This window comes from Prolixibacter bellariivorans ATCC BAA-1284, assembly GCF_000621705.1.
Classification (GTDB): Bacteria; Bacteroidota; Bacteroidia; order Bacteroidales; family Prolixibacteraceae; genus Prolixibacter; species Prolixibacter bellariivorans.
This window is the reverse complement of the sequence record NZ_JHXO01000013.1, coordinates 1-26,285: the sequence shown is the minus strand read 5'-3', so window position 1 is coordinate 26,285 and position 26,285 is coordinate 1. Positions and strand designations below refer to the sequence as shown.

The window sequence follows — 26,285 nt, the reverse complement described above, 5'->3', positions numbered from 1 at the left end:
CAAAAGCTAATTAAAAACAAACTCACCTATAAAAGGCCCTTTGCAGTACGATATAAACCGTCTCCAGATATACCATAGTGATTCAGTATTTCAGTTTGCGAACCTGTAACTGTATCTTCGTCGGGAATTCCTACGATTTTAAAAGGAACATAAAGTTTCTCTTGCATTAAGATAGATGCACACGCTTCACCTAAGCCCCCGTTTACACTATGCTCCTCTACGGTAATAATTGCACGACACTTTTTTGCAGTTTCGACAACTTTTTCCGAGTCAAGCGGACTTACGGTATGCATACTTATCACTTCAGCTTGTATTCCTTCTTTTTCCAAAAGCAGAGCCGCTTCATAAGCCAGGGCGACAGTTTCCCCACAGGCAATAAAAGCAACATCCCCACCTTCACAAATCGTTGATGCCTTGCCTATCTCAAATGTGTTTTCCAACCGCGGAAGGTTAGGCATCGGTTTTTTCCCGAACTTCAGAAAAATAGGTACCTTCGATTTCGAAGCGGCAATAACTGCCTCACGAGCTTCATAATTATCAGCCGGAACCACGACTTGTATGTTATGTATAGCTCGAAATACCGCAACATCATGTGTCGAATGATGGGTCGTGCCCAACGCTCCGTAACTCACGCCGGCACTAATTCCAACCAGTGTTACGGGTTGATTGGAGTAGGCCACATCATTCTTAACCTGCTCCAATGCCCTGGCACTCAAAAAACAAGCGGGCGATACAGCAAACACGTTTTTCCCGGCAGAAGCTAATCCTGCAGAAACACCTACCAGATTTTGTTCAGCAATACCTACTTCAACAATTTGCTCTGGAAATTTCTCTCCAAAAGGACCCAATTTGCCCGATCCACGCGAATCGCTCGTTGCTGCCAAAATATTGGAATCTTTATCCGCTAGTTCCATTAGCGTTGCAGCAAACACTTCCAGATTTGCCTTTCCCATTGTCAGTGTTTTGATCGTCATGTTTAGTTTACAATTGAATGTTTTACAAGCTTTTTTTCTAGTGCATCTAATTCATCCATCGCTTGCTTGTACTGTTCATCAGACGGAACGCCGTGATGCCATTTTTTTTCATCTTCCATATAGCTGACACCTTTTCCTTTTACTGTATTGGCAATGATCAGAGTAGGTTTCGATTTTTCTGCTGGCAACTCATGAAATACTTTTCTGAGCTCAGGAATACTATTTCCGTCAACAGAAACAACCTCCCAACCAAAAGCTTTGAACTTTTCATCAATCGGATAAGGGCTACAAACTTCACGATTTCTACCAGTGATTTGCAGGGTATTATGATCAAGGATGGCCACCAGGTTATCCAGTTTGTAATGAGCGGCCATCATCGCAGCTTCATAATTAGAACCTTCGGCTAGCTCACCATCCCCCAGTAAAGTGAAAACATAGTTTTCTGTTTTGTCCATTTTTGCAGCCAATGCAATTCCTGCGGCAATCGATAATCCATGCCCCAAAGCACCGGTATTAAATTCAATCCCTTTCACTTTACGAGTTGGATGACCAACATATTTGGACTGATATTGACACATAGTCTCCAAATCGCTTTCCGGGAAAAACCCCTTATCAGCAAGCACCACATATAAAGCTTCTACCGAATGTCCTTTGCTCTGCACAAAACGATTACGATGCCTTATTGCAAAATTTTCCGGAGTAACCCCCAAGACATCGTTGTAAAGAACATTAAGAATATCAGTACAAGACAAATCTCCACCAGTATGCCCTGCGTTTGCCAGCTTTATATACTTAAGCAAAGCCTTTCGGTATTTAACCGATTTTAACTGGAGTTCCAAATCTGTATATTGACTCATAGCTAATGAATTTTCTTTTCTTATTCCTCCACTCAGGATCGTTTCTCCTCGATACATTTTCAAATTGTTTTACAAATTTATATGTCCCATACAGGGACATATAGAATGCTTCCAATGACTTCTCCCCTGATATTATACCTGATGAAAAATCACTGATTACTTATACCATTAAGAGCCAATCCAGGTTAAAAGCACTAGTGACTCAGGTAAGGACAAGGTTGACTATATGATAATCTGAATTCTTTACTCGTGTTTATAAAGATCCCACCCTAAATAATTGCCAATAGCTTCTTCCAATACTTCGCTCACATGGCCGCGAACCATAGCGACATGGTGTTCAAAACCATTTTTGCACATAAACTTCATCAGATTTTGCAGGTTCGGGATTTCGCAAACAGCGATACCACCGTCCATTCCATAAGGATCGTCAGTCATTTTACCTTCTCCAAGGTAAGTTTTGATGATTCCCTTGTTATCATCGGTGGAAATTCGGAAATAAGTCATGTCACCAGCAGCAACTTTCCCCTTCACTGCGCCGAAAGTATCTTCACTCCCCAGAACAGTTCCCAGAACATCAAGACTTCCAATTTCAATCTCACTCTGGAAGAACGATTTCGGATAATTGCTACAGTGGGTAGCTACTACTTTGTCACGATCCTCTGCAAAATTGTTGTTCCAGTCAAGAATAGCTGAAGGTGTTTGAGCTGCCAGTGCCAAAGCATACATAGAAATGGTGCCCGCCACGTCCACTTCGCAAGCTGATGGCATAAGCTTCTCTCCCATCATACTCATAGTAACACAGGCAGCACAACCGAAATTCTTCTCAATGGATTCCCAACATTGCAGGGCCGATATATCAATGTTGTTTTCATTAATCCAGTTTTCAACAGCCAATCCGAATCGTGCCTGATGAGCTACCTTACCCTTCGAAGCTATTCCACAAGCGCCATACAATTGTATGGATTCAGCTTTTTCAAGAACGGCAGGATCGTCTTTATCAATTTTCTCTGCAGCAGCGATAATTTCCGACATATCAACCGGAACAATGGTAATGCCGTATTTCTGCAGCAATTTTTCACTATAGCGCATAGTCTGAAACCCAATCGGACGAGTACCAATAGCACCAACCCTTAAGTTGCTCAGTCCTTTCACTACGCGGCAGATACTTGCAAATTTTATCAGATCTTTGGTAAACTCTGCACTGTCCAAACTATAAGTGTGGTAAGTAGTGTCGGTGAATTTGATGCCATACTGATAGAAGTTGTTACACACCGAAAGCTTTCCGCAGAAAGCGTCACGGCGGCTTTTTACGTCAACTTTGTCATTATCATCATCAACGGCCTGTACCAAAACAGGCACATTCAAACCAGATAGCTTGATTGTGTTGACTACTCCCAATTCATCTCCAAAGTTAGGTAACACCACGATGATTCCTTCAATCAGGTCACTGTTTTTCTTAAAAAAGGCACCACACTTAACGGCATCAGCATACCCTTCAATGTTACCGGTCGGTGTTTCATCCTCAGGCAGGATTACATAACCGAATCCCATACTATCAAGCTTGGCTAATACCTTCTTACGAGCTTCAACAGCTAATTTATAATTGAAAATGTTTCGTGTGGCGATGATTACGCCAAATGTTTGCTTTCCCGGTTTCATAGTATTGTCTTTTTATTGATTTACCTAATTTATTTGCTTATGATAATCTAGCCCGCTCTACAGCTTTTTGCCAGCCAGCATAGAGTTTTTCAGTTTCTTTTTCCATCATGGCAGGCCTAAAAACCTGATCAACATCACGAAGAGATCCAATCTCCTGAAGGTCCTTCCAAAAACCGGTTGCCAGCCCGGCCATATAGGTAGCACCAAGAGCTGAAACCTCTTCTATATCCGAACGAACAACTTCATGATTGAGCATGTCAGACTGAAACTGCATCAGAAAATTGTTATGGGTTGGACCACCATCGACCCGCAACTCCTGCAACTGAATGCCGCCTCTCTCCTCCATCAGACGAATCAAATCATTAACCTGGTAAGCGATGCTCTCCAATGCAGCCCGTACAATATGTGCTTTGGTCGTGTTTCTGGGCATCCCCGACAAGCAGGCACGTGCTTCATTGTCCCAATAGGGCGCTCCCAGTCCAACGAATGCCGGGACCAGATACACGCCATTATTATCATTGACAGACTTCGCCAATCCTTCTGTTTCAGATGGGTCACTAATTAACTGAACTTCATTCTTCAACCAATTAATTGTATCACCCGTACAATGAATATTTCCCTCAAATACGTAGTGAATTTGATTGTTCATGCCATACCCTATAGACGTAACCAAGCCCTCAGGCGCATCCAACGACTCGTTTCCAATATTCAGCATAATAGAAGAACCCGTCCCATAGGTTGCTTTAGCCATCCCAGGACTGAAACAGTTTTGTCCGAACAACGCACCATGAGAATCCCCAAGCAGTCCCGCAATCGGTAATGCTTTTCCGAAAGTCACATCAGGATCACTGTACCCAAAAATTTCATCACTATAACGAACTTCCGGGAACATATTTCTTTCAAGATCAAATAAGTCGATTAATTCACTATCCCACTGCAAAGTGTGAATATTGAACAGCATGGTGCGGCATGCATTCGAATAGTCAGTCGCATGAACCTTGCCCCCTGTAAGCTTCCAAAGCAACCAGGTATCCATGGTTCCCAGAAGTAAATCACCAGCTACGGCTCGTTCTTTTACTCCCTCGACATTTTGCATCAACCAATGCAAACTACTTGCTGAAAAATAGGGATCAATCAGCAATCCAGTCTTGCTTTTTATTAATTCATCATATCCCTTACTTTTCAGTTCGTGACAATAAGGTGCACCGCGCTGACATTGCCAGACCATGGCGTTGTAGACCGGCTTCCCTGTATTTTTGTCCCATACCATCACCGTTTCTCTCTGATTGGTCAGGGAAATAGCAGCAATGTCATCAATACTGATCTTTTTTTCTTCAAGCACATGATGCATGGCCATCATTGTATTTTCGAAAATCTCAACCGGATCATGTTCCACAAAACCGGGTTGAGGGTAATATTGCTCATGACCAACCGTAGTTCTGTACCCTACTTTTCCTTTTTTGTTAAAAACGATTGCCTTAGTAGCAAATGTACTTTGGTCGATTGCTAGAATATATTGCTGAGAACCATTCATTTTAATAACATCAATTAAGTTTTCCCATTATTGATTATTTCCGTAATACAAGAACATATCTTTCTTCTATAAGGCAAAAGAAATATTTCGAAATATAAAAAGAAAATAATAATAAATCAAACAAAAGACTCGCAAAAAAAAAGAAGTAAATAGTGGACCACTATTTGTATCGTTTTCAATACGATATAATCAAGAAATAGTTAATCCTTTACAGCCAAACAGCAAACAAACATCAATATTTAGCGTCCAATCAAGAAAATTGTGGAAGGAGCATTTCAAATTCCTAAGCCAACGAACACAAGACTAGCGCAAAAATTCGTTCCCGCGCTGTGGTTGTGTGTCATGCAACAACAATCTTAATATCATTACTCTTAAGAATATTAATGTCTGCCTCACTTATATTCGAGTCAGTTATCAAAAAATCAATTAAAGAAAGGGCTCCCAGGCTGGCAAATGCACTTTTCCCCACTTTACTGGAGTCCGCAACCAGGTAAACTTCATTGGCTGACTCAATCATGGCACGCTTCACAACAAGGTCGCTGATACTGGGATAAGTAAGACCAGATTTCAATGTGATTCCGGCAGTGGCCAGGAAAAGCTTGTCCACATGAAGTCCAACAAAAAAATCGGCTGCTTTTTGACCGGTTACTGAAAGCGTAGGTGCTTTAAACTCTCCACCGGTTACCACCAGATTAATCTCAGGAATACCTCCGAGTATCAGGGCGATGTTCAGGGAGTCGGTAATAACCGTCAAACTCTTAAAGCCGGTAATCAACTTTGCGATTTCGGTGGTTGTTGAACCAGAATCCAGAATAATGGTATCCCCATCGTTAATCAGTTCCAGTGCCTTTCTGGCAATCGCCGCTTTTTCTGCAATACGCTCCTGTTTGTGTAAAGCAATGTTCTTTACATTCAATCCAATATTTTTGAGGTATGCCCCACCATGCTCCCGCTCTACAAAACCGTCTTTCTCCAGTTTTTCGAGATCCTGTCGAATGGTGACTTCAGTGACGTTAAATATCTCACTAAGCTGCATGACCTTGGCTTGCCCGTCTTCTCTGATTAGATCCAGTATCTTCTCCCGTCGTTGTTGTGGTAGCATTATTTTGTGTATAGGTTACACTCTCTTTTAAAAGAATTAACTTCTTTACCCCTATTGTAACTTACTTTATTTTAATTGTGTGTCAGCTTACATACCCAGTCCCCAGATTGATTCTCCCTGAATACCCCGGAACCATAACAGGTTGTTTTCGATCATCTGTTTAAACTCCCACCAGTACTTGTGTAGTTACCATTTTTCGATAAAGAAAATTTCTGAATCAATGATGGCTTCCAAAATCTGAACGTTAAAACCTGAAGTCCACCACCATTTCAGTGGCGGACTTCAGGTATTCTTTAGCATTACAAAACAATAAACTAACTCAATGTGGATAGCTTACAATTTCATACGCCATCTCGGGTCTCCAGTATCATATCTCCCAGGGAAAACGGTGTTTACAATCGTAAAATCACCTTGGAATCCATTTCCAAGAGGTTCAGCATCTGTAGGCTCTACATAATCATTACCGGCATCAGGATTTGCCCATAAATCTGCTTGAGTGCAACCTGCGTTTCCAACAACTAAACCAGCAGGAACTTCAGAATCATCATGCCAAACGAAATCAGTTACGATATAATTATTAGTAGCCGTTATTGCAGCATTTGAAGTTCCATTAAGAAAATCTACCTCAGTTACGCCTTTATTAGCATGGCCGAAAATACAATTGGATATTGTCCAGCTATTTGTTACATCAACACCATCATTCCTAAGTCTAAAAATACCATTATTTTGGTTTACAATGGTACAACCGTCAACAAGTACATTCTCAACTGAATTTCTTACATAAAATAGAAATTCACAATGATTAAACGTACTGTTTGTATAATTGATATTCTTTATCATCTGGCCGGTTTTGCCATCAGTGTAGGCAACGCCATAACCACCAATCCAATCTACATAACAATTATTTATATTAAAATTATTGATGATATCATAATCCCCCTTGCTTTTTAAAACACCTCTAAGATTATAGATATAACAATCATCAAAAGTAATTTCATTTACAGTAGTGTTGTTATTGCCTGGGTACAATACATAACCACCATTATTATTTGATAACAAGTATAAGTTCTTAAAACGTATGTGATCGATATTTGAACCTTCCGGCCAGTTTGCACTACTATTAACGATAATCCTTGCTTTGTCCTGGCCAATTCCTAATTCGCCTTGAATGGTTACTGACTTATCAAAAGTGGTAATTGGATTATAAGAAGCACCAAATTTCAGTAAAATAATGTCACCATCACTGGCAGTTGCATATGCATTTACAAGCGCATCAGGGTCCGTACTTTGAGTAAGGTCAATTACTCCGGGAGCATTTGGATCAACATCGGCTGCTTTCGTTGTATATTTAACCCAACCTCTAAGGGTGGCTCCACTATAAATAGCTATTTGGTATGTTGTTGCAGGTTGAAGTCCATTAATAATCCATTCCCCACTTGTTTGTCCGCTATCGGCAACGGCAAATTCGGGCAATAATGGATTTGTCAGCTTTATATCATCTGGCGCAAAAACCTTGATGCCAGTTACCGGAAGCCCTTCAACACTCCATCTTAATCTTGCTTCAACATCAGTAACATCTATATTTAAATTAGGAACCTTTAAAATGGTTGGGAAACGTTCTGTTCGCACAGAACCTAAATCTGAAAATTTACTATCATATATAGAATCTGACGCATCCGCTTTGGCTCTCACCTGATAGAGCGTATTCCACAAGAGCTCATCGCCAAGGACATCTTGATTAAGTACTACATAATTTGAGTCTACCTGAACTGAATACTCAACAGTATTGAAGGTATCTCTACTCAATTCTATCGTATAACTTGAGGCTTTACTTAAATTACCCATGTTAACGACTATCGCATTACCCTGAGCAGACAATGGTTGATTTAAAACAGGTCTGAATAACCGGGTTTGTTCATATATCGGTTCATCCTTTGTACAAGAAGAAACCATCACCGTTACTACACATAAAAACAAAATTGTTTGAATGCTAATAGTATGAATTATATTTTTCTTCATTTGTCTGATTTTTAGAGATTAATTTTGAAATCCGTAACCATCGTTTGCCAGAACACCACCACTATTATCGATAGCGATCGCTGGAATGGGTTGAATATACCTTACAGGTGAAGATTCAATATAAGGTCCAAATCGCTTGTCTATGATAGCATTATAGTCATTTGTACCACTATCCCACAAACTACTGGTCCAATCGGCTCTAACCCACCCATTAACGAGCGGCAAAGTATTGCCATCTAAATCTGCGCCAGTACTTGGGATATAACCAGGAGGCACTGCGCCATTATTGTATAAACCATCTTTAAAAATAGTTATTTTCTTATTATCAACCCGATAATAGATATAAGATGCATGTTTGGCTGATGGATTATCAGTTAAAGATTCATCAGCTAAAGCTTTAATTTCATCAACTGCCTGTGTCATTTTTTGCGAATATAATCCCCATCTAATTAGGTCATACTTTCGTAATAATTCGCCACCAAATTCCCAGGCTCTTTCATTAACAATAGCATTAAAGAAAGACTCTTTGCTAGCAGATACTGAATTTACATAATCATCCACTTTGGTAGCCCAATCACCTGAATCAAAAGCTCTCTCCCGTACTCTTTTTAAAGCATTTTGTGCCGCTTCGTCGGGCCCGTTTAATTCATTTTCGGCTTCCGCAAACATTAATAGTACATCTGCATATCTCATAACAACCCAGTTGATGCCGGTTCCTTTAAAAGAAGCTGTACCTAACGATGGGTCACAATATTCTTTACTCCATTTCCCTTGTGGAATATCAGTAATACGCACAACAGAAGGGACTAAATTTTTATCCAGATCATACATACCACAGGTAACATCTCTCCTTAAATCTTTCGCATCAAACGAATAGAAATAATTGGGTGTCAAGCTGAAATCGTGACCACCTCTTCCATAGGGGTTATTATCACCTGACTCAAGTCTCATACCAATATTATACCCAACTTCGCCTGTCGTAAGCGCGAAAGGAATTTCAAATAACATATCACTATTACTTGGGTAGATATTTTGACACTCATTTTTAAATACTTGTGCAAAATCTCTTGGTAAAGTCCTGTCTTTTAAAGTCATTAATTTTTCGCAATAATCTCTGGCAATTGTATAATACTCTGTTACAGAATCACCACGCGCTTTAGTCATATCTGGTTTTAAATAATATCCGGCACGTTGCAATGACAGCCTGGCAATCAAACCAATAACAAACTCTCTGTTGACTTGTTGTACTGAGTGTGGTAGCTCATCTGCCCATTTCATGGTAGGTTCTGCCTTGATTAAGTCTTTGATCATAGAAGATAGAATCAGGTTTCTATCCGTTTTAGGAAGGTTAAAATCCATACCTGCTTTAGGCGCTGCTGTTGTAAAAGGAACATCACCCCACTGATATACCAGGTTACTATACCAAAATGCTCTAATCGCATAGGCTTCACCTATAAATTGATGCATATCAGCACTAGCGGCTTCATCAGTTGTTGAGTTGTAAAGATCACTCGCCAAAATACCGTCAATTACAACATTACAGTCTTTTATTGCAGCATAAGCTGATTGCCAGGCTTTCTTTAAATCTCCGTTACCTGCTACGGCATCTAATGCAAGAATTTGGTAGTTATCCTTCGAAGAGGTTCTATCACCTCCAACACTAATATCGGAGTTACCTTGCATGGTTATAGAGAGTCGGGTTCTATATCCATCTTCACCAAATTGTCTATAAACATTATTTGTTGCTTTTCTGGCATCATCAATATTAGAAAAAACCAGCGTCTTATCAAATGTTGAAAGTGAAACCGGATCTAGAAAATCCTTTTTACAGCCAGTAAAAATTACCGCTATTATTATGATTATAAGATTTATAACTTGCTTCATAATAAATATTTTTATAATTTATTTTATATCTTCTTTGAATTAGAAAGTTACATTTACTCCACAATTAAAGCTTCTGCTTTTTGGATAAGTAGAGTAATCTACACCAGGCGTTAACGCTTTATAACCATCACTTCTGGACCCATTTGCATCAGGATCATAACCAGAATATTTAGTCCAAAGATATAAGTTGTTTGCACTGAAATAAATGCGCAATCTTGAAATTAAAGAATTTTCCACTGGCACGGTATATCCAATATTTAGGTTACTAAACCTAATATAAGAACCATCTTCAACAGCCCAGTCAGTAAGTACCGGTGTTCTTCCGGCAAATGACATATTACCACTCCAAATTGTTTTTCCTGCATTCATTTTTCCTAACGTAGCCAAATCGGTAATCACTGCACCGGCAGGGCCATATTTGCCTTCTGTATCAACGTATGTAAATCTTTTTGAAGGATCCATTGTAGCCAGCATATTTTGATAACGCCCGCCATTGCTGCTATACAACATATTAAATGCAATTTTACCGGTATTGTACTCATCATTACCATAAGACCAGTTAAAAAAGGCTGAAAAATCAAATCTTTTATAATTACCGGTTAAACCAAAACCCCCGGTAGCTTTTGGCAAAGCATGTCCAATTACCCGACGGTCATCAGCATTGATTACGCCGTCGCCATTTAAGTCTTTTATTTTTATAGTACCAGGCCTAAGCTGACTAATTTTTAACAGCGGTGTATCATCTACAAGCGGATTGCCATTAGCATCTGTAGGTTTTAATATATATTGACCAGTTGCTGCATCATAGCTTGAAAAATCGTCGACAGTATAAAATCCATCACTCACATAACCTACAATTAGTCCAATTTCGCTTCCAACTTCGGCCAGGTAATCCAAATTTTCTTTTAAATCTGTACTGGCCCAATTTGAGGCCGTAGCCAGAGATTGTGTACCATCGAGTTTATCAATCTTGAACCGGTTAACTCCAACATTTGCATTTATTGATATTGAAAAATCCTTTTTATCTACAACTCTGAAATTCAAACCCAATTCAGCACCTTTATTTGATGTATTGCCAATATTTTTCCATTGATAGTTAAACCCTGAAATAGGCGCTATTTGTGCTTTAATCAACAGATCTTTCGTTTGATTACTATAAACATCTAAACTACCGTTTATTCTATTTTTAAAGAATCCAAAATCTAATCCAATATTTTTACCAACGGTTGTTTCCCATTTTAATTCAGGATTATATAACACACCGCCTGGCGAATACATAAAATAATAGGACGCGGATTGATTATTGTTAAAACCGGGTCCCCTGGTATCGGTAGGTGAATTTGGAGCAAACAATAAATTGGTTGCATTTGATGGAATTCGATCATTACCAGTGGTTCCGTAGCTAAGTCTTAATTTTAACTCATTAACAGCTTTCGACCCCATTAAAAAAGGTTCACTGGAAATTTTCCAACCAGCCGAAAAAGCCGGGAAATATCCTACTCTGTTATTTTTTGCAAATTTACTAGATGCATCACGACGTAAGGTTGCCGTAAATAAATATTTGTCTTTGAACGTATAATTGAGCCTACTAAAAAAGGAAAGCATATCTGAATTGGCAGCCTCACTCGTACCCTGTGATGTATATTGAGTTTGGCCTAACTGCATATTTGCAAATAGCTCATCCGGAGTCATAGAGTATCTAAAACCACCAGCCTGTACATCCTGTTCTTTGCTACTATAAGAACTTACTTCCTGACCCAACAATACATTTAATTGGTGTTCGCCAAGATTTTTAAAATTATAATACAAAGTATTTGTAAGTTTATAGGAACGGGATTGTTGATCCTGTTTTAAACCAACTGGCAATCCTCCGTTTACTTGAGCAACACCTGTTAAAGGCCCATAGTACCTTTTATTTTCGTAAGTTCTATTTTCTATTGTAAAGGCTGATTTAGCAGTTAAATTATCTAATATGTTATAAGTCAACGCGCCATTAAAAACATAGCTCATATCAGATCTTTTTCTGTAATCTTGTTTTGCATATTCAGCTGCATTTAACTGATCCAATAAAAACTGGTTGTAATAAGATTGATCAACAGCATTTGGGTCAATAATCATCTGGTCAGCTAAACCATTTGTTGGTTGTGCGGTAACGATACGAGACACTCTTAATTGCGATGAACCAGAGGTTCCGGCGCCATTTACCACTCTATTGGTTACCCTGGCACCTAAATCAAGCTTAATCTTCTCAGAAAGCTTATGATTTAACTTAAAAACAAAAGCATCTCTATTTAGGCCAGAACCTACCATAAGACCATCGTCTCTGTTTCCCGTGTAACTAAACATCATTTTAGTAACAGCAGTACCACCCGTGACGCTAAGATTATAATACTTAGAATAAGTGTTATTCCCAAATAAATCGTTCTGCTTGTCTAACGGCGCAACATTTTTATACAACTCCAAATCATCATAAACACCAAAGTCTTTGGTGAATTGATCAAGCGTATTATTCATTGCAGCTGTTTCATATTGCATTTGTACAAAGTCATATGGAGATAAAACCTTGTATTTCCTTTCTTTCGGGAACGTATTTAACTGTATATGACTATCAAAACTAACAGTAGTTTTACCCGCTTTTGCTTTTTTAGTTGTAATCAGTATAACACCATTTGATGCGCGAGAACCATATATAGCAGTAGTAGCGGCATCTTTTAAAACATCAATACTCTGAATGTCTGCCGGAGCAATATCATTCAAATTATCAACAGGAAAACCATCAACCACATACAAAGGAGCATTGTCTTGCGAAATAGAACCTCCACCCCTTACACGAATAATGACATCAGAGCCCGGAGCACCATCCATGGTTTGAACCCTTACACCAGGAAGTCTACCTGCTAAAGCTTCTGATACGTTTGTAACGGGTACCTTAGCTAAGGCCCTTGACGATATCGAGGCAACAGAACCTGTTAGATTTTCCCGTTTAACTGTTCCATATCCAACGGCAACTACCTTCACCTCATCTAACTGACTAACGTCCTTCTGCATTTTAACGTTAATAGTTGACCTGTTTTTCAAAGGAATTGTCTGCTTAGCATAACCGATATAAGAGAACACCAATGTAACATCAGGACTTGGTACACTTAATGTAAAATTCCCCTTTGAATCGGTTATTGTACCGGTTGTGGTTCCTTTAACCACAATTGTGACTCCTGGTAAAGATTCTCCACTTGTCCCATCAGTCACTGTACCTTTAATCGTTTTACTTTGTGCAAATGCCTTCACACTAAATAGCGTAAAAATTCCAACTAGTAAGACCAAGATTATCCGATTGGGAATTTTAGACGTTTTGCTTAGACATGGAATCATAATTATTGGATTAAGTTTGAATTAATAATTTTGAACTGTTACATTCATCATTTTAGTTTTTATTTTGTAATGGCTTTATTGTATTTACTTTTTCCAGCTATTCCATTTTTTACTCCCTATTTTTTATGTTAAAGAATTATATTTAAAAGTATGAAGAGCATAATTGCCAACAGAAGAACTATTGACGGAAGTATTATTCGATTTAAATTTTTCAGATTTTGCCTCGTCCGCTTCATAGTTTTAGTTTCGTTTAGTTCATTAAATTTTTCAGAAAACAGATATTGATACTATGGCCGATGGCTGTAGTGCAAAAGCGCACCCAGAATCAAAAAGCAATACTGAACTATATTTGACATATGCGATTTCAAACATCTTTAAATGCAATAGTATTTTCCAATACTTCATGTTCATCAGTTCTCAGTATTTCATCATTTTCAAAACTAATAAAAACCTTTTCGAAGATTTTCGATAATCATTTCGGCTTCAAATGTAAAAAAGAAACAGACATTAACAAATAAAAATCATTTTTATTTTACCTTAACGTTAATTGCTTTCGTTTTTATTCGTAGATGTGCAAAATCTAATGTAGATTTAACACACATCAAGTTGATTAACATCATGCATTATCGGTTATCAAAACACAGCCTTACTGGCTCTATATCTGCATATTGACATCAGTAGTAGAATTTTTAAAAAAAGGTTACACGTCAATATATCAGTAAGACAAATAAAAAAACATCAAATAGTTGCTGCTTCGTTTAAGCAAATATTTTTTTTTGAATATTAACTTTTGCGTTCTGTTAACTCACTTAACCTAATAAACTCGTAATCACCTGACCTAATGAACAATCACCCCTGGAAAATATTTTTATTTCGAAAATTTTTAAGTTAAGCAATCAACTAATGAAACGAACATGACAACCATTTTGACTCAAACGCAACAAACTGTAATCGTGCGAGTTCCACATGATGCCTTTGAGAACTTAAAATTTAATCATATGAAAACAGGTAAATGACTCCGACCAACAAAAAAAAGGAAGAGGATGAAACTTAAAAATTTACTGCAAAATCAACGGCGCGAAAAAATATTGGAACTTTTGAGAGAAGACGGTTCAGCTAAAGTTGCCTCTTTGTCCGTATTATCGATAAATCCGGAGCTTGTTTTGTGCTTGAAGTAACCTGACACAAATCAGTCAATTGACTCATTTCGCCTCCCACTGGAGGCATTCAACCGACTCAGGTTGGTGGACCAATCATGTCAACATTCTCCAACACGATTTTCAGATTCAGTGAGCCCAAATTGGTGGAACCTTCCTGATCTTTCATTCTTTTAGAATACAGACTTTTAAAAAGTAAAAGGAAAACTAAATTGACAATTACGGAAGCAATTCTATTGTCATCCCTGTTTATAAACAGTCGCATTCCCAGACGAACAAATCACAGAGGAACCTATTGAAAATGAAAAAAATAGTGAATATATTCGACGAAAGATTTTTTGTTATTCCCACCAGAATAAGAAAAAACCTTTTGGGCAGCCACTTCCCAAAGATTATGCAACAATAATCTCAACCTCATTGTCTTGAAGCATTTTACTGTCTGCCCCTCGGATCTTTGAATCAGTAATCAGGAAATCAATTAAAGAAAGGGCACCAAGGCTGGCAAAGGCGCTTTTCCCAATCTTACTGGAGTCCGCAACAAGGTAAACTTCATTGGCTGACTCAATCATGGCACGCTTCACAACAAGGTCGCTGATACTGGGATAGGTGAGGCCTGCTTTCAATGTGATTCCGGCAGTGGCCAGGAAAAGCTTATCAACATGCAGGCCGTCGAAAGAATCTGCCGCTTTTTGCCCTGTCAATGATAAAGTCGGTGCTTTAAACTCACCACCGGTTACCACCAGATTAATCTCAGGAATCCCTCCAAGTATCAGGGCGATATTCAAGGAGTCGGTAATGACCGTCAAACTCTTAAAGCCGGTAATCAACTTTGCGATTTCTGTGGTTGTTGAACCCGAATCCAGAATAATGGTATCCCCATCGTTAATCAGTTCCAGTGCCTTTCTGGCAATCGCCGCTTTTTCTGCAATACGCTCCTGGTTGTGTAAAGCAATGTTCTTTACATTCAATCCAACATTTTTGAGGTATGCCCCACCATGCTCCCGTTCTACAAAACCGTCTTTCTCAAGTTTCTCGAGATCCTGTCGGATGGTGACTTCGGTAACTTTAAATATCTCACTAAGCTGCACGACCTTGGCATGCCCGTCTTCTCTGATTAGGTCCAGGATTTTTCCCCTTCGTTGTTGTGGTAGCATTATTTTGTGTGTCGGTTACACATTCTTTTAAAACAATTAACTTCTATACCCTTGTTGTGACTTACTTTATTTTCCAAAAACAAAAATAACACAAGGCCAATTCGATGCAAAACGAAAAATAAAATCATTCAAAATTGAATCGGTTAAAAAAGATGTACATATCTTTAAACACTGATTACTCCTTAAAAATTGATGCAAATGTGCAAGAAATCTTTCACCTAAGCATTATCGCATTATTAATTATCAATGACCTATGAAAAAGCTATTGATTCTCCTGTGTTCAGTATGTTTACTTTTTGCCTGTACAAAAAAGGAGAGCAAACCTCAAAAGAAGGATTGGTTAAAAGTGTCAAAGAATGGACACTTTTTGATGGATTCTGAAGGAAATCCGTTTTTCTGGCAGGGCGATACCGGCTGGTTGTTGTTCACCAAATTAAACAGGCAGGAAGTCCTTCATTATCTGGACAACCGGGCACAGAAAGGCTTCAATGTTATCCAGGTAATGGTATTGCACAGTGTTTCTGCTAAAAACATGTATGGTGATTCAGCCCTGGTGAATCGTGATGTGACTCACCCACTGGTAACAAAAGGGAACTCTTTCGACAATCCCAATGAATATGACTATTGGGATAATGTGGATTATGTAATCAATGAAGCCGGTAAACGAGGAATTTACATTGCGATGGTACCGATTTGGGGCGGGAACGTCAAAGCCGGATATGTGGATGTGAAACAGGGTAAAGCTTACGCTGAGTTTCTGGCAAACCGGTATAAAAATGTTCCCAATGTGATCTGGGTCAATGGTGGTGATATACCAGGAAGCGACTCCCTGGCTGTGTGGAATACGATTGGTGAGACTTTAAAACAGAATGATCCAAACCATCTGATCACATTTCACCCACGAGGGCGAACACAGTCTTCGATGTGGTTTCACAACAAAAAATGGCTTGACTTTAATATGTTCCAGTCGGGGCATCGCAGGTACGATCAGGACGATACAAAACTGGATTATGGCGAAGATAACTGGCGCTATGTTCAAACTGATTTCAACTTAAAACCAACCAAACCCACCCTTGATGGAGAACCTTCGTATGAAGGAATTCCGCAGGGACTGCACGACACTACCCAACCTTACTGGAACGCCTCTGATGCCCGCCGCTATGCTTACTGGGCTGTATTTGCCGGAGCATGCGGACACACTTATGGAGACAATGCTGTGATGCAGTTTTACAATCCCAAGGACAAAGAACCGGCCTACGGTGCAAAAGAATACTGGACCGAAGCCATTAACGATCCGGGGGCCGGACAAATACAATACCTGAAAAAACTGATGCTATCGCGTCCGTATTTTGAACGTGTTCCAGATACAACGCTGGTGAATAGCAGTACGCAAGGTGAAAAATACAATTACCAAATTGCTACCCGCGGTAAGGATTATGCATTTATCTATACTTACAATGGCAGGAACATTGCCGTGAACATGGGCAAAATTGAAGGAAAGCAAGTCATAGCAAGCTGGTATAGCCCACGGAACGGACAAACTACGAAGATTGGTCAGTTTCCCAATGTAGGAGTGCATGAATTCAATCCTCCGGGTGAAGCGAGGGATGGAAACGACTGGGTGCTGATTTTGGACACAGTAAAGTAATTTTTTGAATACGTTGCCAGGAAACTCAGAAAAACCACTTTGGACATGATAAACAGGAGCTGATTCAGTTAGTAATCCAGTTTTCAATCCTGAACATGGAAAAATAAAAGTCCGCCATCAAAGAAGATGGACTTGAAAAGGGGCTGTCCATTTATTTTTTTGGACAGCCCCTTTTTCATTTGTACCGTTTTTAGAATAGTACTTTTTTTTACAATTTTCTTCTGTTCATATTTTCAGGCTGATGCTCTTCTTTTAGCAAAGCCAAATACCATAAATCAGCCTTTATTCTACGGTTTTGTCTCACTCAACAAATAATCAACCAGATTATGTGCGGCTTTCATATTTTCGAATGACTTTGGTAAACGACTGTTACCGATGTATTCGTTATACAACCATGGATCGCCGATCGCCAGTACTTTGCCTTTTCCATAAGTAGTTTCAGCCATCAATATATTCTTGCCGTCTTTCAGAATGGGTTTGGCATTTTTACTTAGCAAAATTGGAGACACCTCTTTCAGATAAATTTTCTTGACTCCTTTGAATAATGAGTGATTCGGCAGGTTGGTTTCGGCACCCATTTCCCATTGATGATTTGTCACCGGATTAAGTGTTATGGGCACAAAGTGGAATCCAAACGTTCCGGCCAGTTGATTTAAGTGAGTGAATTCGCAGTTGGGGCCGTCGTTAGCCAGCAAGAGCAGAACGCCCCCCTTACTTACCCAGTTTTTAATGGAAGAAATATCAGGCCCGGTAATGTAATTCGGATGTGGATTCTCACTGGTCGTATCCGGATCGACAATGATATAAACATCTAAGTCACCCAATACTGCCGGTATCGGGGCCTGTGCAATGGTTTTAAGAATGGCGCCTTTTGCTTTGAACACATCTCCCAATTGTGAGAAACCACTATTCAACGTATCGGTCCAGGTGTAATGATAAATCTGACCTGCCTTATTACGTTCGTGATTGAACCAATTATCCAAACCAACAACAGGACGCTGTGCATCCTCATGCTTGGCCAATCCTATTGGTAATTTACTCGAAGCCTGTGTGGCCATCGTCGAATCTCCAATGGTATAAAGTTGAGTAACATCCTTTTTCTCGGAATTCCCCATCAAAACCATGGTCACTAGAAAAACTAAGATTTTGAAATTCATAGAATTATGTATTAGTTATTATTCAAATAATACCTGGTATTTATGCCCCAAAACAGGGAGCCGCCCCGGGATTACTGACATTATCGGTTAAATCATCCACAGTGCACGCATCCCCATCATCGTTTAACCCGTTGATTTTATTCATTTTATGACTACTTTATTTCAACCGTGCTTTTCCTGTTCACTATGCTATTTTTCTATTTTCTCAACCCGGAACCAATCGATATCGGCGTTTCCGGCATCGTTTATTTTTCCGCTACGCAAGGCGAAAAAACCCACTTTAGCGCCAATCCAACGTCCCGGAACGGCATGGAAATTTTCGCCTGCCGTGATGAATTTTTTATTGTCGGCACTGTAGCTAAAGCTGCAAATTGCTCCTTTCTGTACCTTGACCCGGAAGTAGATGGTATTACCGCTAAATTTCTGCTGGAAAATTTCTTTTTCCGGATTGCCTTTCGGGGCATTATGGCAGGTTAAGGTTTTTACGACCAGTTGATTATTTTCTTGCTCGAGTTTGATGTACTGATAATCTTCGCCCATGATCACCAATCCAACTTCTTCGCCATCGAAATGGTTATGGAAGGTTAATTTGGCGGTCACCATAAATGCTTCAGCGGGAAATTTCTGAAGTAGCAGATTGGGAACCGACCAGAGATTCACAAACCCATCCGGTTTAGGAATACAGTTTAATCGGTAAAAGCCCAGTCTTCCGGAAGGAAAACCCCAGGTAATTTTCGGATTGGCATGCCATTGCCATTGCAAACCCAATGTTGGGTCATTGAATTCGTCACTCTCAGGAGGCGTTACAATCGGATACGTGCGGCCAACGTCAGGTTTTTTCCAGGTCAGAACCGGTTCGCCGATTCCATTGCCATTTTTATCAACACCAATAACAGGCCAATCATTTTTCCATGCCATTGGTTCCAGCAAAACATCACGACCATAGGCCTCTTTTTCCTGGAAATGAAGAAACCAATTCTGACCACCAGGAGTATCCACCCAAGCCCCCTGATGCGGCCCGTTTATATTTGTTGAGCCTTGTTTCATCACCACTTTTCTTTCATAGGGGCCAAATACATTTTTTGACCGCAATACAATCTGCCAACCAGTTGATACGCCACCTGCCGGAGCAAATATGTAGTAATAACCGTGGCGCTTGTAAAATTTGGGCCCTTCCACTGTCGGGTCATCTTTATGACCATCGTAAACCACTACATCATTCCCAATTAGTCCGGTGCCGTCGGGCTTCATGCGACTGACCATTAGTAAACTTTTTACTCCGGCCCGACTTCCGGCGAAGGCATGAACCAGGTAAGCATTCCCATCGTCGTCCCAGAGGGGAGACGGGTCAATCAGTCCTTTTCCAGCTTTTACTAACAAAGGATCCGACCATGGACCTTCCGGATTTTCAGCTTTGACCATGTAGATTCCATAATCTGGGTCGGGATAAAAGATGTAATATTCTCCATCGTGGTAACGAATACACGGAGCCCAAACGCCATTGCCATGCTGTGGTTTGTCGTACACATCGAATGGAGGTTGTTTGTGTAGCGCATAGCCTATCAAATCCCAGTTGACCAGGTCTTTTGAGTGCAGAATGGGAAGACCGGGAATACAATTGAACGAGGAAGCTGTCATATAGTAATCATTGCCTACCCGGATGGCGTCGGGATCGGAATAATCGGCATGCAGAACAGGGTTTTTATACGTTCCATCGCCATTGTCAGCTACCCACACTTTTGATACAGGAAGGCTTTCCGTAAGTTTCTGGGCAACTGCATGGCCCATAGTGCCGACTACGAGCAACAACCCCAGGAGATATACTTTATTTCTTCTTTTCATGATTGACATTTAAACTGTGGTCTATTGTTATTTCAATTTCCAGCTATTCAATTCGTGTAATCCGAAGCGCCATATATGGTTTCCCCGGTAATTTTACCGAACGGTTCTCCTTATCGATGAAATAATAGTTGTCTAATTTTTTAACCTCAAATATTTTATTCACCTGAGTGATGGTCATATTCCAGGTATCAATAATTTCTACTTTGAATCGCATACCGTCTTTCAGGTTTTTATGAGGTAATTCAAACTTCCATTGTTTTGGAGCCTGTTTTCCGAAATATTTCAGATAATAGTTTCCGGGCTCACCTGCCAGATTGAGAATATAGGCCTGATCTATAGGGTTTAGGGCAGGAGCTGCATCAACAATCTTTTTCAGGAAAGCAATTCTGGCCGGACTCGTTCCAATTAGTCCACCACCATTTGAAATCCATCGGCTGGTTTTATATGATTCGCCATGGGTCGCATATCCTCCACCTACATAGGTCGTCCAAAAACGATGCGTCATCTGCTGACCGGTCAGTTGTCCCCATCTACTGTTTATGTTACCTTCATAATTGATTTCGTCTAAGATGATGGGTTTTCTATAGATATCTCTTAGCAGTGGTACCACACCAGGTTCTTTTGAAGCATTGTAATTCTGAAGGCTCACATGTGTAACCCACGGCTCCGTGTAATGATAAATCCTATCTCCATTATGTATGGAACGAAGATGATGATAGGGATCCTTACGTTGAACCAGCTTAAACAATTGATCCCAGTCTTTATCCGTCAGACTTTCAATAAAACTGTTTTCGTTGGACAGACTCCACCAGACATTACGATAAGCGGCAAACCGCGCCACACAATACTTGATCAATCGTTTATCCGTAGCTAAATCTACATTTTCAAATCCCCATCCTCCATCATATGGATTCAACAGGATGACATCAGCCTGTACGCCAATCTCATTCAATTGCTTAATACCATTTTCTATCCGCTGAAAAAAGGCAGGATTAAACCGTGCATAATTCCAGTTTTTGGGAGGTGTACCTTCAAACGGAAAAATATCCAGCTTATAGGGACCTTTTAAATATCTTTTATTGAAGGGAGGAAGTACCAACATCCTGGCCTTATTAAAAGGAGAATGTTTCATGGTAGCAATGGTCTCCTTTCTAATCGAATCCGGAGAGAAGCACCATTCATAAATGGTCGTCCCAAACGGAATGAAACGAGTTCCATCTGCATACGAGAAATTATAGGTATCCGATACCTTTACCGGGCCATGATCATTGTCAGATGGCGGCGTACAGAAAAAAGAGCCTTTGATGCCATTGAGTTTGTCATTGTTGCTATGCGTTACGTATGTCCAAGTCCCTTCTTTATCTGGCATAAACCGGATTTTAAAGATGCCGTTACCATCGTAAAATCCATCGGGTTCAAAAGTCTCTTTACCATTTGTAAATACGGCGCTAAGTTCTAGGCCGACAAATGGATTCCCGGTACTTGGACCTTTCAATGTCACCTCGTAAACTCCCCACTTTTCAACGGATTTCTTTGGCGATTGCGAAAATACCAGTACTGGAATCAACAATAAAATTATACTTACTAATTTTCTTTTCATCGATTTTATTTTTGACGAAAATGAGTTCTTTTCTCTTGTCTCTTTTTCGAAAAGTTTAAATGGAATTCATATAAACTTCAATGTTATCATATTTCGGATCCAAATCGTGCCCCGTTGCTTTTGTCTTTTTCAGGTCTAGTCCATGACTGATTTCCCATTTGTCGGGAATGCCATTTTTATTTGTGTCGACCGGAGCTTTCACTTTGGGGTACGTTGCAAAACCGCCTTCCGGCCAGTCAGCTGGAGTTCCAGGGATAAACCCGGTGCCATTTTTGACCGTCTGTGCCACATACGAAGTGATGGTGTCCCTGACCGGCTTGGTCGCGCCACCTTTTTCAAGCACCAATCGATATGCTTCTTCTGCAGGTTGGGTAACCACAGGAATCGAAGGAATAGGCGCACTGATAACCGCTACATCCGATTTGCCGAAAACGCTTTTAAAATCAGCCGGCAGCTTGTTATCTCTGCCATACCATTGTGCATATTTCGTGTTTTCGCTCCAGGCATATTTCGGGTTACCTTTTGAATCGGGGCCTTTTTTAAGCGTATTGCCAACATAATTCAGACGCAGATAATCGTTTGATGAGCCATAGCCCGTGCCCACAAAATTGTAGATGACATTGTTTCTGAAATCGTAGGTGAGCATGTCTATGCGCGGATTGCGCACACGTCCATGCGCCAAAAGATTATGATGCGAGGAAACCCAACCCCAGCCAACGCCTACGGAAATCATGGAATGATTCCCTTTCTCATGGGTTGAAGCTGTTGGTGCCCCATAGATATATGACCACTGGAGGGTAGTAGCTTCCCGCCTATGCTGGCCATACGTGTTGAAAACCTGGTCGCAGGCATAAGCAATGTCGCAATGGTCCGCAATAATGTTCATTCCGTTTAAATCAAGTGCATGGGTTTGTTCTCCTAATAGGCGTTTAAGATTACCAGGCCCCTTAATATCACCGACGCGAATACGGAGGTATCTAAGAATAACATCGTGTGTATTTACGCGAATTCCAAAATTTCTGATTTGAATACCATCACCTGGAGCTGTTTGCCCGGCTATGGTAATATAAGGATTCTTAATGTCAAGTGGTGCTTTTAACCTGATGGTTCCTGAAACAGCAAAAACAATGTAGCGCGGTCCTTTTGCTTCAACAGCCTCACGCAACGTGCCATGAATCAATTTTTCTGGCGGTAGTGCTGGGAATCCCGGCAATAGTGGACGCCCTTCCCCGGGATGTTTATTTCCCAAAGCATCAACATAAGGGATCCATTTTCCTTTGCCTAGTGTTGTGGCATATTCACTTGCCTGTCCATAGGTACCTTCCGGTCTACCGGGACGGCCATTTGGCAAATAATCATCCAATGAAGTTACCACGAAGACTTTACCGCCTCGTCCACCCCTCGAATAACGACCAGCGCCCTCAGCTCCGGGGAAAGCAAGCGTTTGACTATCTGCAAATTTCTCAACCGGACCCCAAGGCCTCAATTCAATTTCGACATAAGGGGTTCCATTGGTTGAACCGGTCAAATTGGTCACTGTCATTAGAACGTCATTGGGCAGCAAATAACGCGAAGCGAGGTAAAAATCACTTGGTAACCGTCTTGCGCCATACGGAGCCAATAGGTAGACAATGCTGTCCAATTTTTGTAAAAACGGAGGTATCACTTTTGGGTCAAGAAACGGAAACGTTGGTGTTAGTTTTTTTTCCATTGCAAGGGCCTCCACTCGTCCATGCTGCACACCAAACAAGAGCGGACGACCAACGTGGAGCTTCATGACGGGATATTCCCGATCAAAAGTATAGTATTCAGATTCATAAGCATATTGTCCGAATATTTTCTCGCCGGGCCATCCGTTTTCCTCACGACGATCGCTAAACAAAAGAGGGTATGCTTCATCACCTTGTGCTATTTTCGGCATCCGGTCGAACACTTTTCCTGCAAGCGCCTCCGGCTGCATTTCCCAGGGATTTTCTGTCGTCAAAAGTTTTCCCAGGAAAGGGAATTCCTTCAACAACGTCTGCGCCTCAGGTGTACCTTTCAGCGGATTAGAAGCTTGCCCGGAGAATACCCCAATAAATAGTATAAAAATCAGGGTAGTGACCCCTTGTTTCAAGATGCCATTCCCAGCCCTGGGGTAAATCAAACTAATTTTGTTTGAATTCATTATTATCAGATTTTAGTTGGTTTACATTCATAAATTGATCGTAATAGTTTTTTCTTGTTATAGAATAACAAAAATAAGGAAAGAATATAACAAATAAACGAAAGCACAAAAATTCTTTTCTTTTACGAATATAGGGCAACTACTTAAAAATAAACGGTTGCTTCCTGTCAATAACTGTTATTGGGAATCTGTGCCAGAGTCAACTGAAATACACCCAAGACTAATACTTGCATGAGTATAATTTTAAATTTTGTCTCTCATAACGGATTCCCATTCATATCAATCAAAATCGTTAGGTTGTCCTTCACCCTGCTTTTCTAAATAGAAGAGCATATATACATCTCAACGGCAATCAATTACTTCTCCAGATCGACCATTCCGTCATTCCTTTACATTCAAACTTACCAGCTTAAGCCATGTCACATTCGTTCGTTCCACACGAAGCTTTTTTTTATTGCCAACAGAATTTCCTTTTACCTTGATTAGAATTGTCCTCCCGGTATAAGTACAAATATGAAAGTCTTTTCAATCCAGCTTTTAAAGACGCTCATTGATTACTTATTAAAAATGGAAACATTCCCCAAAAGGGGAAGTCTCCATTGAATCGTTTCCTCAGTTCTTAATGAATGCTGTTCAAGTAGTTCTCCAGCATGGTGTAACCATCTTTCCCAACTTTATTTCCATCTACAGGATTATTGGGATTAAGGCCATGTTTCAGCTCCCATTGATCAGGCATACCATCATGGTCGGTATCTGTTGGGGCGGTAGTACTTTTAAGTAATGGCCAACCGCCCACATCGTTTTGAGAGTCGATCATTCCGGTCTTCTTTGATTTATCGGCTACTCTTTTAAACTTTATATATGCTTTGCCTTCATAGGTAGCATACCCTCCTCTGGCATCATTGACTATTCGAGTATCAACAGGGTCTCTTTTGGGTAAAGTAGCACCTGCATTTTGAAGCACTAAATTAAAGGTTCCCTTAGCCGATTGCTGATTAATCGGCATGGATGACCATGCTTTTTCAAGTTTAACTAAATTGAGATTAGCTTTACCTCCTTTAGGTTGTACGCCACCATCCCAGTTATCTGTTGTCACTTTATTATTCCCTTCAATGACGTTACCAGCAACATACCATTTCCCGAAATCAGAGGTATTATTGCGAAAAGAAGGATTGATAATTCGATAGGCTCTCTCTCCAGGCTCAGTTGCAGGACCCGGTTTGTAATAGTTATTTACGATGTTAAACTTTGAAAATGAAAATCTGGAATCACCTACCTGCTGGTTTTCCCCACCATAGCAGGTGTTGTACCCCCAGTTGTATATCACGTTATTTCGGTAATCGGTGTAACCTGAACCCGATGCCATTCTGATATTACGGCTCGCATTATCAGCAATAAGATTGTGATGATAGCTACCATAGTTTGATCCCCATATACCTCCAAACCCGTGAGGCGCATCTACACTGGTATTGGCGTCGTCAGGATGGTTTGAGTCGAATAGGGCTTCTGAAATAATACACCATTGAACAGTGATACTATCACAATGATAAATCGACATGACTTCGTCCTCACTCCAGCTTGCCGATACATGATCAACGATAAGGTGTTTCACAAACCTACTGGATACTGCATCATCAGCACGACCCGATTCGTCGCCAAGCCTTACTCGCAGGTACCTGATAATCACCTGATCGGCACTAATCATTAACGGGTATCTTCTCAAACAAATACCATCTCCAGGCGCTGTTTGTCCGGCAATGGTAATGTAGGGATTTCTAATCCGTAAAGCCTTGTTCAGTATTATGGTCCCTGAAACCCTAAACACAACAGTTCTGGGACCTGACGCTTCAACCGCCGCACGAAGGCTACCGGGGCCGTTATCATTCAAATTTGTCACTTCATATACTTTACCGCCGCGTCCTCCAACGGTATATTTCCCATAGCCTTCAGCAGTTGGGAAAGCCAGTTGCTGGGCCCATGTAGCAGTAACGGATAATAAAAAAAATACGAATAGTGAAAGAATCTTTTTTCTCATAGCAATCTAAATTTTAGTATTATGCCTATTCTCAATTATTTCATTTATCAATTTCTTATAACCAAAGAAACTACCCGAATCTGAAATAAAATGGGAAACAATCTGGAAACAATCTGAAATTCTTTCC

General features: G+C 40.3%; 15 protein-coding genes. 1 reads left to right on the top strand and 14 read right to left on the bottom strand.

Annotated features, from left to right (window positions below; translation table 11 throughout):
* Nucleotides 1-26: 26 nt before the first annotated feature.
* From T426_RS0117655 to T426_RS24185, 9 genes are all read right to left on the bottom strand, one after another.
* On the bottom strand, nt 27-953 hold the full coding sequence (locus T426_RS0117655) for a transketolase family protein (protein ID WP_199898620.1): 927 nt from the start codon (nt 951-953) through the stop codon (nt 27-29).
* Nucleotides 954-976: 23 nt separating this feature from the next.
* Nucleotides 977-1,888 (bottom strand): transketolase, encoded by a 912-nt coding sequence (locus T426_RS0117650; RefSeq protein ID WP_025864901.1) that lies wholly within the window; start codon nt 1,886-1,888, stop codon nt 977-979.
* 186 nt (nt 1,889-2,074) lie between these two features.
* Nucleotides 2,075-3,490, bottom strand: coding sequence for an L-fucose/L-arabinose isomerase family protein (locus T426_RS0117645; RefSeq protein WP_025864902.1), 1,416 nt, complete (start codon nt 3,488-3,490; stop codon nt 2,075-2,077).
* Nucleotides 3,491-3,527: 37 nt separating this feature from the next.
* The gene (glpK, locus tag T426_RS0117640; protein WP_025864903.1) at nt 3,528-5,024 is read right to left on the bottom strand and encodes a glycerol kinase GlpK; all 1,497 of its coding nucleotides are present in this window, start codon (nt 5,022-5,024) and stop codon (nt 3,528-3,530) included.
* Between the two features lie 340 nt (nt 5,025-5,364).
* Nucleotides 5,365-6,126 carry a DeoR/GlpR family DNA-binding transcription regulator gene (locus tag T426_RS0117635; RefSeq protein ID WP_025864904.1) on the bottom strand — a complete coding sequence of 254 codons (762 nt, stop codon included), beginning with the start codon at nt 6,124-6,126 and terminating at the stop codon, nt 5,365-5,367.
* A gap of 333 nt (nt 6,127-6,459) precedes the next feature.
* On the bottom strand, nt 6,460-8,145 hold the full coding sequence (locus T426_RS0117630; RefSeq protein ID WP_025864905.1) for a DUF4957 domain-containing protein: 1,686 nt from the start codon (nt 8,143-8,145) through the stop codon (nt 6,460-6,462).
* Between the two features lie 18 nt (nt 8,146-8,163).
* Nucleotides 8,164-10,029 carry a RagB/SusD family nutrient uptake outer membrane protein gene (locus tag T426_RS0117625; RefSeq protein WP_025864906.1) on the bottom strand — a complete coding sequence of 622 codons (1,866 nt, stop codon included), beginning with the start codon at nt 10,027-10,029 and terminating at the stop codon, nt 8,164-8,166.
* Between the two features lie 39 nt (nt 10,030-10,068).
* Nucleotides 10,069-13,350: a SusC/RagA family TonB-linked outer membrane protein gene (locus T426_RS0117620; RefSeq protein WP_199898621.1), complete on the bottom strand. Its 3,282-nt coding sequence runs from the start codon at nt 13,348-13,350 to the stop codon at nt 10,069-10,071.
* Nucleotides 13,351-14,947: 1,597 nt separating this feature from the next.
* Nucleotides 14,948-15,709, bottom strand: coding sequence for a DeoR/GlpR family DNA-binding transcription regulator (locus T426_RS24185; protein ID WP_025864910.1), 762 nt, complete (start codon nt 15,707-15,709; stop codon nt 14,948-14,950).
* A gap of 253 nt (nt 15,710-15,962) precedes the next feature.
* Between T426_RS24185 and T426_RS0117595 the strand changes: the two genes are divergently transcribed.
* Entirely contained in the window at nt 15,963-17,357 is a 1,395-nt protein-coding gene (locus T426_RS0117595) for a glycoside hydrolase family 140 protein (RefSeq protein WP_027586053.1), read from the top strand.
* A 287-nt stretch (nt 17,358-17,644) separates the two neighbouring features.
* On the opposite strand, the gene T426_RS24180 is transcribed toward T426_RS0117595, so the two are convergent.
* The 5 genes from T426_RS24180 to T426_RS0117565 form a co-directional block, all read right to left on the bottom strand.
* The gene (locus T426_RS24180) at nt 17,645-18,514 is read right to left on the bottom strand and encodes a DUF4350 domain-containing protein (RefSeq protein WP_025864911.1); all 870 of its coding nucleotides are present in this window, start codon (nt 18,512-18,514) and stop codon (nt 17,645-17,647) included.
* 189 nt (nt 18,515-18,703) lie between these two features.
* Entirely contained in the window at nt 18,704-20,356 is a 1,653-nt protein-coding gene (locus T426_RS0117580; RefSeq protein WP_025864912.1) for a glycoside hydrolase family 43 protein, read from the bottom strand.
* 43 nt (nt 20,357-20,399) lie between these two features.
* Nucleotides 20,400-21,956, bottom strand: a complete 1,557-nt coding sequence (locus tag T426_RS0117575; protein ID WP_025864913.1) for a DUF5060 domain-containing protein — start codon at nt 21,954-21,956, stop codon at nt 20,400-20,402.
* 55 nt (nt 21,957-22,011) lie between these two features.
* Nucleotides 22,012-24,123 (bottom strand): hypothetical protein, encoded by a 2,112-nt coding sequence (locus tag T426_RS0117570; protein WP_027586052.1) that lies wholly within the window; start codon nt 24,121-24,123, stop codon nt 22,012-22,014.
* A gap of 619 nt (nt 24,124-24,742) precedes the next feature.
* Entirely contained in the window at nt 24,743-26,158 is a 1,416-nt protein-coding gene (locus tag T426_RS0117565; RefSeq protein WP_027586051.1) for a hypothetical protein, read from the bottom strand.
* Nucleotides 26,159-26,285: the final 127 nt, after the last annotated feature.